Annotated in this window: 12 protein-coding genes; 8 read left to right on the top strand and 4 right to left on the bottom strand. The window is 59.6% G+C overall.

Features of this window, described 5'->3' with window-relative positions:
- Positions 1-147 precede the first annotated feature (147 nt).
- The 3 genes from AACX99_RS14085 to AACX99_RS14075 all read right to left on the bottom strand — a co-directional run bounded on the left by AACX99_RS14085 (position 148) and on the right by AACX99_RS14075 (position 3,673).
- Positions 148-1,431, bottom strand: a complete 1,284-nt coding sequence (locus AACX99_RS14085; RefSeq protein WP_339412719.1) for an OprD family porin — start codon at positions 1,429-1,431, stop codon at positions 148-150.
- Positions 1,432-1,509: 78 nt separating this feature from the next.
- On the bottom strand, positions 1,510-1,833 hold the full coding sequence (locus AACX99_RS14080; RefSeq protein ID WP_339412718.1) for a hypothetical protein: 324 nt from the start codon (positions 1,831-1,833) through the stop codon (positions 1,510-1,512).
- Between the two features lie 73 nt (positions 1,834-1,906).
- Entirely contained in the window at positions 1,907-3,673 is a 1,767-nt protein-coding gene (locus AACX99_RS14075; RefSeq protein WP_339412717.1) for a cyanophycinase, read from the bottom strand.
- 510 nt (positions 3,674-4,183) lie between these two features.
- On the opposite strand from AACX99_RS14075, the gene AACX99_RS14070 reads away from it, so the two are divergent.
- From AACX99_RS14070 to AACX99_RS14035, 8 genes are all read left to right on the top strand, one after another.
- Positions 4,184-4,960, top strand: coding sequence for an ABC transporter substrate-binding protein (locus tag AACX99_RS14070; RefSeq protein ID WP_339412716.1), 777 nt, complete (start codon positions 4,184-4,186; stop codon positions 4,958-4,960).
- A gap of 92 nt (positions 4,961-5,052) precedes the next feature.
- Complete coding sequence (locus tag AACX99_RS14065; RefSeq protein WP_339412714.1) at positions 5,053-5,742, top strand: ABC transporter permease; 690 nt, start codon at positions 5,053-5,055, stop codon at positions 5,740-5,742.
- A 15-nt stretch (positions 5,743-5,757) separates the two neighbouring features.
- The gene (locus AACX99_RS14060) at positions 5,758-6,453 is read left to right on the top strand and encodes an ABC transporter permease (RefSeq protein WP_339412712.1); all 696 of its coding nucleotides are present in this window, start codon (positions 5,758-5,760) and stop codon (positions 6,451-6,453) included.
- 9 nt (positions 6,454-6,462) lie between these two features.
- Positions 6,463-7,575 carry a succinylglutamate desuccinylase/aspartoacylase family protein gene (locus AACX99_RS14055; protein ID WP_339412710.1) on the top strand — a complete coding sequence of 371 codons (1,113 nt, stop codon included), beginning with the start codon at positions 6,463-6,465 and terminating at the stop codon, positions 7,573-7,575.
- Positions 7,576-7,595: 20 nt separating this feature from the next.
- On the top strand, positions 7,596-8,363 hold the full coding sequence (locus AACX99_RS14050; RefSeq protein ID WP_339412708.1) for an ABC transporter ATP-binding protein: 768 nt from the start codon (positions 7,596-7,598) through the stop codon (positions 8,361-8,363).
- A gap of 130 nt (positions 8,364-8,493) precedes the next feature.
- Positions 8,494-9,441 carry a MurR/RpiR family transcriptional regulator gene (locus tag AACX99_RS14045; protein WP_339412706.1) on the top strand — a complete coding sequence of 316 codons (948 nt, stop codon included), beginning with the start codon at positions 8,494-8,496 and terminating at the stop codon, positions 9,439-9,441.
- A 115-nt stretch (positions 9,442-9,556) separates the two neighbouring features.
- Positions 9,557-10,051, top strand: a complete 495-nt coding sequence (locus AACX99_RS14040) for an LEA type 2 family protein (RefSeq protein WP_339412705.1) — start codon at positions 9,557-9,559, stop codon at positions 10,049-10,051.
- Positions 10,052-10,115: 64 nt separating this feature from the next.
- Positions 10,116-10,457 carry a zinc ribbon domain-containing protein YjdM gene (locus tag AACX99_RS14035; RefSeq protein ID WP_339412703.1) on the top strand — a complete coding sequence of 114 codons (342 nt, stop codon included), beginning with the start codon at positions 10,116-10,118 and terminating at the stop codon, positions 10,455-10,457.
- A 527-nt stretch (positions 10,458-10,984) separates the two neighbouring features.
- On the opposite strand, the gene AACX99_RS14030 is transcribed toward AACX99_RS14035, so the two are convergent.
- Entirely contained in the window at positions 10,985-12,331 is a 1,347-nt protein-coding gene (locus tag AACX99_RS14030) for a beta-galactosidase (RefSeq protein ID WP_339412702.1), read from the bottom strand.
- Positions 12,332-12,579: the final 248 nt, after the last annotated feature.

The raw sequence follows: 12,579 nt of genomic DNA, 5'->3' as shown, positions 1-12,579 counted from the left end.
CTAGATAAACAGCCTGGGGTCAGAGGCCAGGCTCCAAGCCGAGAAAAGAGGCGCCGCACAGGGCGCCTTAAGGCCAAAGGAGCAATGGGAGCTGACCTTGAATAACCAACCCGGCCGCTTCACCAGCATGAGCGGCCGGCAACCTTCTTACAGAATGCTCAGCGGGTACTCGACGATCAGACGCACTTCATCCAGATCGTTGTCGAACGCGGTGGAGCGGTGTGTGGCCTGACGTAGGCGCAGGGACAGATCCTTGGCAGCACCGGACTGCACCACGTACTTGGCCTCCAGATCACGCTCCCAATGCTTCTCGTCATCGCCCGCCCAACCGGCGAAGGAACCATTCGGATCGGCCTTGGTGCCATCAATCTGATCACCCGTGATGTAGCGCGCCATAAAGCTCAGGCCCGGCACGCCAAAAGTCGCCATGTTCAGGTCGTAACGCACCTGATAAGAACGCTCGTTAGGGGCGTTGAAGTCGGAGTACTGCACGGAGTTGGACAGCCAGATCGAGTCGCCACCGATGTAGTCAAAGAACTCATCACCATTAACTTTCTGGTAGGCCAGGCTGAGCTTGTGCGCACCGAAGCTGTAGGCGGCTTTCAGCGAGTAGGTCAGGGTATCCAGCTCACCGGCCAGGGCATCACCCTGGTCATCGGTCTTGTAGGCCACCAGATCAAAGTTCAACGACTGATCGTCGGCCAGCGGAATGGTGTAGTAGACGTTGGCGAAGTACTGACGCCAGATGTCTTCGGCCTCGCTGCCGTAGAGCGCCACACTGAGGTTGTCGGTGAAGTTGTAGGTACCGCCGACGAAATCGACGCTGCGCGCTTCGACTTCCGCATACTCACTGGTCAGCGCGCCATCGGAGTTGCTCGAGTTACGACGATTGATCGCGGTGAAATGGCCCGCCTCGAGGGAGAGTGCATCGAACTCACTGCTCGACAACTGGAAGCCCGTTGCGGTCTCCGGCAGCAGGCGCGAGTCGCCAGTGGCGAAAACCGGTGCAGTGGGGCGTTGCTCACCGAACTTCAACACAGTAGAGGAAACCCGCAGCTTGACCGCACCGCCCAGCTCGCCGGTGTTGTCTTCGATACGGCCATCGCCGTCCACCGGCATGATGCCGTTGCCCACGCTGCCGCGTCCGCCATCAAGCTTGATGCCGCCATAACCATGGGCATCGACACCGAAGCCGACGGTGCCCTGGGTAAACCCGGACACGTAATGCGCCTGGATGCCGTGGGCCCACTCATCGCGAATATTGCGCGTGGAGTTACGGAAATCGCGGTGCATCCAGAAATTGCGATTGAGCAGGTTCAGCGTGCTGTCGGCAATAAAGCCCTTGGACTCTTGCTGCTCGCCAGCGACTGCCAGTTGCGAGCTGGCCGCGGCAACTGCCAGGGCGATCAGGCTCAGTTTTACAACGTTCATGGCTTACTCCATTGGTTTTTTATTGAACATCTTGAAAATCCGTCGCCGGGCAGCGACGCATTCCTTCCAGCACTGCCGCTAGGCAAACTGCTCCAGCGACAGCTCGGGCGGACACACGCCCTTGCTGATCACAGCCTCCAGGCACAGAGTCGTTTCCGATTCGGCCCAGCAAACGAAATAACCTTTTGCTTTCAACCGCTTAAGCTTGAACGGCCATTCCAGCTCGGTATTTTCCTGCAGTGTTTGCAGGCTTACTGGCAACTGGATAATCGAGTAGAAGCCAGCACTGGTTTGCACTCGCTCCAGCACCCGCAACGCAGGCTGCGTGGCGGCTAAAGCGTGATCGCTGTGGGGCTGCAACAGCTTTTCCAGGGCGAACGTTTCCAACCTGCTGATTTGCATACAGGGCTCTTGCGTAAAGACGAATGGGTGAAAAGCGCCGCAGACCAGGGCCGGCGCTAAACGATTTAGCTCATCACTTGCTCAGCCAACTGACCCTGGCCAAGGTCTGCGCCACTTCGGCTCGGGTCACCGGGGCATCCGGGTTGAAGCGACCCTTCTCGGCCTGCAACCAGCCCTCGCCCACCGTCAGGCTGGCAGCGTCGGCGAGGGCTTTATCAACACCACCAAGGTCGGTTAGCGCGGCGGTTTTCGCCAGACTGATGCCCTGATAACGCTCCACCAGCGCCTTGCAGGCCAGCGCCCATTCCTTGCGAGTGACCGGCTGACTGCCGGCAAAGGCATCAGCGCTGGTCATCCAGCCATTGGAAAGCACGGCATTGAGCTGATCGCGCATCGGATCATCCGCGCCGATGTCAGTGAGCGTGGGCAGCGCATCCAGCTTGGGCTCGGCGGCCAGGGTCATCTGCAGGGCGTTGGCCAGCTCCAGGCGGGTAATCGGCCGTTGCGGCTCGAAGGCGTTCTGCCCGTTGAGGGTCATCAGGCCACGGAAGCTCACGGCGCGAATCGCATCGCCTACAGCGCCAGTGCCGGCATCTTTCGGTGCGCTGGTAGACGGGTCGCCGAGATTGGCGTTGACCGGGCGAATATCCAGGCGCACGCCATTGACGCTGTAGTTGGTCAGCGAATCGTAGAACTGGCTGTGGGCACTGAAATCAGCGGTTTTGCTGAACTCAAAACGGTAGCCGTAGTGGTAGCCGTTAAGCGGGTTGTAGCGAGTCATCAGGCCAACCTGGCGCATCGCGGTGTTATCCGCCAGGCCATAAAGTACCGCACGGCCAATCGCCGATACTGCAGACAGATCGGTGATCAGCTGGTTGCCCACCAGGTATTCGTTACCGGCCTCGATGGCGGCTTTGCCTTCGGCGGGCTGCACCTTGCCGCTGGCCAAATCATAACGGTCGCCGTTGCCGAGCATGGCCAGGCGCACGTTGCTCAACTGAGTGCCGTATATGCCGAATTTCTTTTCGGCCTGGCTGGCGTCCATCACCGTCAGGTAGCCCTCGCCCAGCACCTGCACCTGGCCCTCGGGGTTTACCCACATGGCGGTGTTGGTATCCAGGCCAAAGCCGCGTGTGGACTTCTGCTCGGTGAGGTAGGCAGCCATACGCGCAGCACGGCCAGTACTGGTTTCCTCGATCTGGTCGAGGTGCTGATCGATGATGCCGCCGCTGAACAGGCCCGAACCTTTCAGCACCGCAGCGCCGCGCTGGTCGGCCTTGCTGGCTACGCCGAAGTCCAGGGTATCCATGACCACGCCATAAGCGGTGGGCATCTGCGCGCCGAGGATGCTAGCACCGGCGCTGGTACCGGCGACCACGCCGCCCTTGTCATACACCTTGCGCACTTCCTGCATCAGCAGCGACGGGCTGCCGTCGGCATTGAACAGCGCGCGGGCGATACGCGCCTGATCGCCACCGACAAACCACACCGCGCTCGCCTCGCCCAATGGCTTGACCACGGCGGCATCGTTCATGGTGCTCTGGTAGTTGCTCTTGTCGATGCCGACGATGCTGATGCGCTCGACCGGAATGCCGAGGGCCACCAGCTCACCCATAAAGCGCTTGCTCGAACCCTGGCTACCGCTGGCGGTTGGCATGATCACGATGCGCGCATCTTTTTGGCCACCGGCCAGTTCGATGAACTTGGCGTACACCGGCGAGTTGCTCGCACGCAACATGCCACCAACGGCCAGTAAATGACCTTCAGCCAGGGCTGCAGAGCTTGCACAGGAAAGGATCAGGGCGGCCGCCGCCACGCGCTTGTTCAGCTGCTTTTTCATTCTTATTGCTCTTGTTATGAGAACTCGTGCGAGCCGGTGTTCCGGTCCCGTCAGCGCCTCCCTGCAGCAGATAAAACACCGCGCCAGCCCTGGCTTTTCGGCTGTGAATTTAAATTTTCACAATCTCGCTTTGTGAAATTTTATATACCAACAGGAAAACCCGATCAACCCTTCAGCATCGAAAGCTTGTCGCCCCAACAGCGCCAAAAAAATCTTCACCAGCAGCTAGCCTCCGCGCTAGAGCGGCTTGAGCCATTAATCCGACAGAACGTATTTGACACAAATATTTCTAATAAGTAGCTTTATGAAAATAAACATGTCACACCTATTCGCACTCAAACCCCAGGCCAGGCCTACCTAGCCCGGCCGAAACGAACAGAAGCCCACAAGGCTTCAAGTTGCACTCCACGCCATCTGGCGAGGCCATTGCTACAGGCAGTACCTGCTGATCGCAGGCTAGGGCATGACGATCAGCGCAAACCAAAACCGCCCCATCAAGGAGTCAATAAGATGAACAAGATCGCACTTCTCGGCGCTCTGGCGCTCAGCGCCGCCAGCACCTTCAGCTTCGCCAGTCAGGACAACCTGCGCATCGGTATCGAGGCGGCCTACCCGCCCTTCGCCTTCAAAACCCCGGACGGCAAGATCAGCGGTTTCGACTACGACATCGGCAACGCCCTGTGCGCAGAAATGAAGGTCAAATGTCAGTGGGTTGAGCAGGAATTCGACGGCCTGATTCCCTCGCTAAAAGTACGCAAGGTCGACGCCGTGCTGTCGTCCATGTCGATCACCGAAGACCGCCTGAAGTCGGTGGATTTCAGCAAAAAGTACTACCACACCCCTGGCAAGCTGGCGATGAAGGCCGGTAGCGAAATAAAGGACCCGCTGGTCGATCTCAAGGGCAAGAAGGTCGGCGTACAGCGCGCCTCCACCTACGATCGCTTTGCCTCGGACCAGTTCGAAGCTGCCGGCATTGAAGTGGTGCGCTACGCCTCGCAGAACGAAGCCTTTCTTGACCTCGCATCAGGTCGCCTGGACGCCACCCTGGCGGACATCATCAACATCGATGAAGGCTTTATCAAAACCGAGGCTGGTAAGGGTTTCGCCCTGGTCGGCCCAGACTTCAACGACCCGAAATACTTCGGTAACGGTGCCGGCATCGCCGTACGTAAAGGCGACAGCGAAAACGCCGCCCGCATCAGCGCCGCCATCGACGCCATCCGCGCCAACGGCACCTATCAGGACGTGCAGGCCAAGTACTTCGAGTTCGATATCTACGGCAAGTAAGTACTGCTAATGCCTCATGGGTGCCTCCACTGCGGGGCACCTTTTTCTCGTTGTAGCGCAGGCCATTCGGCCTCTGCGTGAGGACCCCCACCATGCTCCACGGCTACGGCTCGACCATTCTCGAGGGCGCTTGGCTGACCCTCAGTCTGGCCCTCACTTCCATGACCCTGGCGATTACCCTGGGCCTTGTTGGTGCAGCGTTTCGCCTGTCCCCACTGAAATGGCTGGCATTGCTCGGCGAAGGCTACGCCACGGTTATTCGCGGTATTCCTGACCTGGTGCTGATTCTGCTGATCTTCTACGGCGGCCAGGACCTGGTGAACCGCGCGGCGCCGCTGCTCGGCTATCACCATTACATCGACATCAACCCGTTTATCGCGGGCGTTTGCACCATGGGTTTTATCTTCGGCGCCTACCTCTCGGAAACCTTTCGCGGCGCCTTTATGGCCATCGCCAAGGGGCAGGCCGAAGCCGGTGCGGCTTATGGCATGAGCGGCATGCAGGTGTTCTGGCGGATTCTGGTGCCGCAGATGATTCGCTTCGCCATCCCCGGCTTTACCAACAACTGGCTGGTGCTGACCAAGGCCACCGCGCTGATTTCCGTGGTGGGCCTGCAGGACATGATGTTCAAGGCCAAGAACGCCGCCGACGCCACCCGCGAACCCTTCACCTTTTTCCTCGCGGTTGCCGCGCTGTACCTGTTGCTCACCACCGTGTCCCTGCTGGCCCTGCGCCTGCTGGAAAAACGCTATTCCGCGGGCGCCCGCCTGGCCGAACTCTAAGCGAGACCTTCTACCGTGCTCGATTTCCAATTGATTACCGACAGCCTGCCGCTCTACGGCAGCGGTGTACTGGTGACGTTCAAATTACTGTTTATCGCCCTGGCGCTGGGTCTGGCGCTGGCCATTCCACTGGCGCTGCTGCGCGTGTCGCGCGCGCCCTGGCTCAACGCCCCAGCCTGGCTCTACACCTACGTGATCCGCGGCACACCGATGCTGGTGCAGCTGTTCCTTATCTATTACGGCCTGGCGCAATTCGAGGCGGTGCGTGAGAGCGTGCTGTGGCCGTATTTCTCCAGCGCCACCTTCTGCGCCTGCCTGGCGTTTGCCATCAACACCAGCGCCTACAGCGCGGAAATTCTCGCCGGCAGCCTGAAAGCCACGCCCCATGGCGAGATCGAAGCCGCTAGAGCCGTGGGCATGTCGCGCATCACCCTGTACCGGCGCATTCTGCTGCCCTCGGCGTTGCGCCGGGCGCTGCCGCAGTACAGCAATGAAGTGATCATGATGCTGCACACCACCTCGCTAGCCTCGATCGTCACCCTGATCGACATCACCGGGGCGGCGCGCACCGTCAGCTCGCGCTACTACCTGCCATTCGAGGCCTTTATCACCGCCGGGCTGTTCTACCTGGTGCTGACTTTTATCCTGGTGCGCCTGTTCAAGCTGGCCGAAGGCCGCTGGCTGGCCCACCTGGCCCCGCGCAAGAACTAAGGGAAACCCATGGAACATATTCAGCACCGGTTGCCCTGGAGCACGGCGGGAACGGAACGTCGGCTCTCGGTATTTCGTTTTGGCAGCGGCCCGCGCAAAGCCTATATCCAGGCCGCCCTGCATGCCGATGAGCTGCCGGGTATGCGCGTGGCGGTGGAACTCAAACAGCGGCTACTCGAACTGGAACAACAAGGCCGACTCAATGGGGTGATCGAACTGGTGCCGGTGGCCAACCCGATTGGCCTCGGGCAGATGTTTCAGGCCACCCACCAGGGCCGCTTCGATCTGGCCAGCGGGCAGAACTTCAACCGCGACTTTCCTGCGCTGGCCGAGCTGATCGCGCCACAGCTGGAAGGCCGCCTGGGTGACGACGGACAAGCCAACGTGAGGTTGATTCGCCGCCTGATGATTGAGGCCATTGCCGCGCTGCCCTCCGCCAGATCAGAGCTGGACGGCCTGCGCCGCCTGCTGCTGCGACAAGCCTGCGACGCTGATCTGGTGCTCGACCTGCACTGTGATTTCGAATCGATCATGCTGCTCTACGCCTCGCCGCAGCATTGGCCAAACCTGCAACCATTGGCCGCGCGTCTGCGCGCCGGCGCGGTGTTGCTGGCCGAAGACAGTGGCGGCAACTCCTTTGATGAAGCCTGCGCCGTACCCTGGCTGCGCCTGGCCGAGCGCTATTCGGATGCCAACATTCCGCTGGCCTGTATGGCCACCACCATCGAGCTGCGCGGCATGGCCGATACCGAGCGCACTCAGGCGCAGCACAGTGCCGACGACATTCTCGGCTTTATCGCCGACCAAGGGCTGATCAGCGGCGACTGGCCCGCCGCGCCGTTCACCTGCTGTGAAGCCACGCCCTTTGCCGGCGCGCAGTACGCCTATGCGCCGCACCCTGGCGTGGTGAGTTTTCTCCAGCCACTGGGCGCGCGGGTAACGGTCGGTGACCCGCTGTTCGAGGTGATTGACCCGCTAAGCGATCAGCACACCGTGGTGCACGCCACCACCTCAGGAATCCTCTACGCCCGCGAACGCCTGCGCTATGCCCAACCCGGCCTGTGGCTGGCCAAGGTTGCCGGCGCGCAGCCGATTCGCCAGGGCCGCCTGCTTACCGACTAACAACAAGAGAATCCGCTGCCATGTACACCTTGCAAATCGACAACCTGCACAAACGCTATGGCACCCATGAAGTGCTCAAGGGCGTGTCCCTGACCGCCAAGGCCGGCGATGTCACCAGCATCATCGGCTCCAGCGGCTCGGGCAAAAGCACCTTCCTGCGCTGCATCAACCTGCTGGAGCAACCACACAGCGGGCGCATCCTGCTCAATAACGAAGAGCTGAAACTGCAACCGAGCCGAACCACCGGCGCACTCAAGGCCAGCGATAGCAAGCAGCTGCAACGCATGCGTTCACGCCTGGCCATGGTCTTTCAGCACTTCAACCTGTGGTCGCATATGAGCGCCCTGGATAACGTGATGGAAGCGCCGGTGCATGTATTTGGCATGAACAAGAAAGACGCCCGGGAGAAAGCCGAACACTACCTGGCGAAAGTCGGCGTCGCCCATCGCAAGGATGCCTACCCCGCGCATATGAGCGGCGGTGAGCAGCAGCGCGTAGCGATTGCCCGCGCCCTGGCGATGGAGCCTGAGGTGATGTTGTTCGATGAGCCAACCTCGGCGCTGGACCCGGAGCTGGTCGGCGAGGTACTCAAGGTCATGCAGGACCTGGCCCAGGAAGGCCGCACCATGGTGGTGGTGACTCACGAAATGGGCTTTGCCCGCGAGGTTTCCAACCAGCTTCTGTTCCTCCATCAGGGCCGCGTCGAGGAAAGTGGCTGCCCGCGTGCAGTGCTGGCCCAGCCCAAGTCCGAGCGCTTGCAGCAGTTTCTGGCTGGCAGCCTGAAATAACCAACGCCACAGGCCGACTGCGCGCAGTGGCACAGCCGCGGCCGGCTTCGGATACACTTCAGACGCAATTATCCAAGCCCGCCCGACCCGGCGCGCACGCCCAATCATCCAACGTGCTGAAAGCCCATCCATGCCGACCTCTGCCAAGAACGTAACCGTCTACGCCGCCCCGGTGATGCGCAAACTGGCGGAAATCGCCCCGCACCTGCAGCCCTCGCTGCGCAAGGTGGCCGACTTTATCCTGCGCCACCCGCTGAAAGCCGCGACTTTGAACATCGAGGAAATGGCGGTGGAAACCGCCACCTCGCCAGCAGCGGTCAACCGCCTGGCCAAGGCCATCGACCTGGGCGGCTACACCGGGCTGAAGGCCGAACTGGTCAGCACTCTGCAGCAGATGGTGTCGCCGGTGGACAAGCTGCGCAACGAACTGGCCCATCGCCCGGACGGGGCTTTCGGCTTGCACGAACAGGTGCAGATCGCCAGCAGCAACCTGGCCACGGCTGGCGCCAATAACAGCGCGGACACCTTCGAGGCCTTTGTCAGCTGCCTGATTCAGGCGCGCAAGATCTACATCCTCGGTTTCGGCAACAGCGCCTATATGGCCGGCCTGGCCGCCGCCAACCTGGTGCCCTTCTGCGCCGATGCCACGGCGGTGAGCATGGAAGGCGGCAACGAAAACGCCGCGTATCGCCTGGCCGCCATCACCGAACATGACGTACTGCTGTCGATCTCCCTGCCGCGCTATTCCCTCGACACCCTGCAGCTGTCGCGCTTTGCCAGCGAACGCGGCGCAACCGTGTTGGCGATTACCGACTCGCCCGCCTCGCCGCTGACCACCATCGCCCAACATGCGCTGTTTGCCCCTGCCGATCACCCGGTACTGATCAGCTCCAACACCTCGGTGCTGGCGCTGATCGAAGGCCTGGTCGCCGGCGTGATGGCGCGTAACAAGGAAGCCGTACAACTGGCCGCAGAACTGACCGAGAGCGTGATGTCCTATCTGCACGTGCCAACAAGCGACAAGCCTGCACGCAAGCCGATCAAACGCCGGACCAGCACCACACCGCGGCAGAACTAGCCTTTGCCTGGCGGGCCCTCCAGGCCCCTCACATGGCTAATTTCCCCTGTTTGCGGCGTAATCGCTGCGCTCTTGAGGTCTCTACTCTGTGTTTACTCAGCAGTGGAAGCCCAGTATGCCCAACGCCCTTTACCGCACACTCGCCCATGCTTTGCTCATCAGCCTGCTGCTTACTCTGGCTGGCTGCAGCACCCTGGCCCCGCGCGATCCATTGCGCATCGAGCTGGTGGGAATCGAACCGCTGCCCGGTGAAGGCCTGGAAGCGCGCTTCGCAATCAAACTGCGGGTGCAGAACCCCAATGACCGGCCCATCAATTTCGATGGCGTTGCCCTGGAGCTGAAGGTCAATCAGCAGCCGCTGCTCAATGGCGTCAGTGACCAGAGCGGGCAAGTACCGCGTTATGGTGAAAGCGTTCTACGTATTCCAGTCAGCCTTTCCGCCTACAACGCGCTGCGCCAGGCCTGGGGCATGGCCGGTTATCAGGACGGCAAAGGCCTGCCCTATGAGTTGAACGGCAAACTGGCGAATGGCCTGTTCAGCACTTGGCGTTTTAACGACCGCGGCACACTCAACTGGCCAAAACCATCCGCCTCAGGCGCATCCCGGTAAAACCAACGCGACAAAACCCTATACAATATGCGGCCTTTCCCGATCAACCCACCAAGGACCCGCCGTGAGCACGCTGCCACCCTGCCCCAAATGCAACTCCGAATACACCTATGAAGACGGCAACCAGCTGGTCTGCCCGGAATGTGCCCACGAGTGGTCGGCCACTGGCGCGAGTGAAGCGGCCGATGACACCAAGGTGATCAAGGATTCGGTCGGCAATGTGTTGCAGGATGGCGACACCATCACCGTGATCAAAGACCTGAAAGTCAAAGGCTCATCCCTGGTGGTCAAAGTCGGCACCAAGGTCAAAGGCATCCGCCTGTGCGACGGTGATCACGACATCGACTGCAAAATCGACGGCATCGGCGCGATGAAACTGAAATCCGAGTTCGTGCGTAAAGTCTGAGCACAACACCCGTATAAAAAAGCCCCGGCTATAGGTCGGGGCTTTCTGATCGTATGGACCTTAACATGCCAGGCATCAGCGGCCGGGAGGCCGCAACAGTGATTCACCATGGGCAGCCTGACATCAAGGTTGTCATGCTCACTGCCAAGATCCAACCGGCAATCCAGTCACGGATTCACGCCCTGGCCGACCCTTTCTGGCCAAACCGATAACTTCCGACAAGGGACCAGCGCTCTTCCTAGCACTGGACAGTGGCGTGCCCTCTTCGGCCCCCCCGCAAAGTGCTCGGCACCTGGCCGCAGAACCATGTGGTGATGCTTATTCATATCCACTTCGGACTGAAGAAACAGGATGTCGAAGCCTACTGGTAATAGTGATGCACTCGACCTCCTGCGAAGACCTGCTGCAGGCGGTTAAGCGCTTTATTGCCACGCTTGGTTAACCGCCGTAGCAGTGAGCGCCGCCACCCATGCAGTCATCCCGAATGAATAGCAGCGTTCACAGCCAGGCTATCCGCCACCTCCGAATTACATGACGATGATCTGCATTTCAGTCCCCACATCGACTGCAAGCCCAGCCCCACTCGCATTGAAACTCCGACTCGTACCCTGCAATGGGTTGTAGATCGTACCTTTGCCTTTACGGGCAAGGGTTACTCGACCGGGTTCTTGCGCCCAGAACAGCCAAACCCAACGGCCATCAGCACGCTGCCAAGCCATGCTCAGCATTCCCTGCGGAGCGTTGGCAAACGCAGGGGCATTCAATGGCTTGATACTCGGCCCAGTAATATCCAAGAAGCGCTTCAACGCCTTGTAAGCAGGCTTCTGGCTCCCGTCCAAACGTAGCAACCCATACTTCTGATCACGCCAGGTGGCACGCGCGTCAAGGTCGCTGAGGTTAAAAAGAAAGATGCGGTCGTAATCCATCGCACTCATCAGGGCAATGCGTTTGATCAGGTAATCGGCCTGACCTTGCTCACCAATAATCGGCTGCCACTCCACCTGGCCGCTGTAGCTGGACCAACCAAATTCTGTTGCCCAGATCGACTCACTACCCAGCTCGCGCAGGCGTTGATTGAGCACCGTGCCACGCACCAGAAAATCCTTATCAGCAACCACATCGCCCTCAGGCGTTAGGCTGTACGGGTGATACGCCGTCACACGATCATTATTGATGCTGCCCATGCCATCCAGCGCTTCAAGCATCAAACCACCGCGAACTGGCATCTGACTGTAATAGGCCATCCCGCCCATCACGCGTTGCGCATCGGGATTGACCTGCTCAAGCTTGTCCAAGCTGACTTCAAGCAACTGTTTGTATCCCGCCGGATCCTCCATTGGCTGCCAGAAAGACGGAATATTCTGCTCGTTCCATACCTGCCAGGCATCCACAGTGGTGTAGCGTGAAGCGAGATAGCCAAGGCTATCGGCAAACATCTGCGCAGAAATCGGGGGGTACTGATCGTAGTTCGGCGTACCCGCTGGTGCACTGCTGGCAAACGGCGCAGACCCCACCATAAACATCAGTGAGCGGACATTCTTCTCAGCAAGTACCTGCGTCATTCGGTCCAGCGTATTCAGTTGCCACTGCCCAGGGGCAGGCTCCAAACGGTCCCAATGTAAGTCGACGCGCACCCAATTGAGCCCCAACGCCTGCATCTGGTCGAGCTGATGGCGGTACGCCGCTTCCTCGAACCACAGCAGCTGAGCATTCACGCCCAGGAAGTCAGACCACACCACATCACGCGGGCCTTTAAGCGAAAGCGATGGTTCAGCCTGAGGGCTGGAACATATCAACATCATCAGGCTGAACAGCATGACTGAGAGTTTTTTATGGCTAGGTGTTTCAAAGGAACTGCATGTCCAGAGTTTCATATCTGGCTCTCCTATCGGGGTGGGCACGACACCAGACTAAGGAGAGTCAACTAATGCTTCGCGCCCCCAAGAACAAAACTGAGAAGCAACGATCAATTTTCTGACGCCAATCTACAGGCGGTAAATAGCAGCAATATCAACTTAATCTATCGATCAAAAAACAACCAACCAAAGGAAATAAGTCATCGCAAAACGTAGTAACGCCATCGCAAAAAACATCATTCAGGTCATATGGATAAAAACCTGAA

Source organism: Pseudomonas sp. EA_35y_Pfl2_R5, from assembly GCF_963970805.1.
GTDB lineage: Bacteria > Pseudomonadota > Gammaproteobacteria > Pseudomonadales > Pseudomonadaceae > Aquipseudomonas.
Note: the sequence above shows the minus strand (reverse complement) of the source record. Positions and strands in the feature narration are given on the sequence as shown.

What these genes read in the sequence shown, in the direction of transcription:
- AACX99_RS14045 (WP_339412706.1), top strand. Translation starts at nt 8,494, where the DNA reads ATGCCGACCTCTGCCAAGAACGTAACCGTCTACGCCGCCCCGGTGATG.
- AACX99_RS14070 (WP_339412716.1), top strand. Translation starts at nt 4,184, where the DNA reads ATGAACAAGATCGCACTTCTCGGCGCTCTGGCGCTCAGCGCCGCCAGC.
- AACX99_RS14050 (WP_339412708.1), top strand. Translation starts at nt 7,596, where the DNA reads ATGTACACCTTGCAAATCGACAACCTGCACAAACGCTATGGCACCCAT.
- AACX99_RS14040 (WP_339412705.1), top strand. Translation starts at nt 9,557, where the DNA reads ATGCCCAACGCCCTTTACCGCACACTCGCCCATGCTTTGCTCATCAGC.
- AACX99_RS14030 (WP_339412702.1), bottom strand. Translation starts at nt 12,331, where the DNA reads ATGAAACTCTGGACATGCAGTTCCTTTGAAACACCTAGCCATAAAAAA.
- AACX99_RS14075 (WP_339412717.1), bottom strand. Translation starts at nt 3,673, where the DNA reads ATGAAAAAGCAGCTGAACAAGCGCGTGGCGGCGGCCGCCCTGATCCTT.
- AACX99_RS14065 (WP_339412714.1), top strand. Translation starts at nt 5,053, where the DNA reads ATGCTCCACGGCTACGGCTCGACCATTCTCGAGGGCGCTTGGCTGACC.
- AACX99_RS14085 (WP_339412719.1), bottom strand. Translation starts at nt 1,431, where the DNA reads ATGAACGTTGTAAAACTGAGCCTGATCGCCCTGGCAGTTGCCGCGGCC.
- AACX99_RS14080 (WP_339412718.1), bottom strand. Translation starts at nt 1,833, where the DNA reads ATGCAAATCAGCAGGTTGGAAACGTTCGCCCTGGAAAAGCTGTTGCAG.
- AACX99_RS14055 (WP_339412710.1), top strand. Translation starts at nt 6,463, where the DNA reads ATGGAACATATTCAGCACCGGTTGCCCTGGAGCACGGCGGGAACGGAA.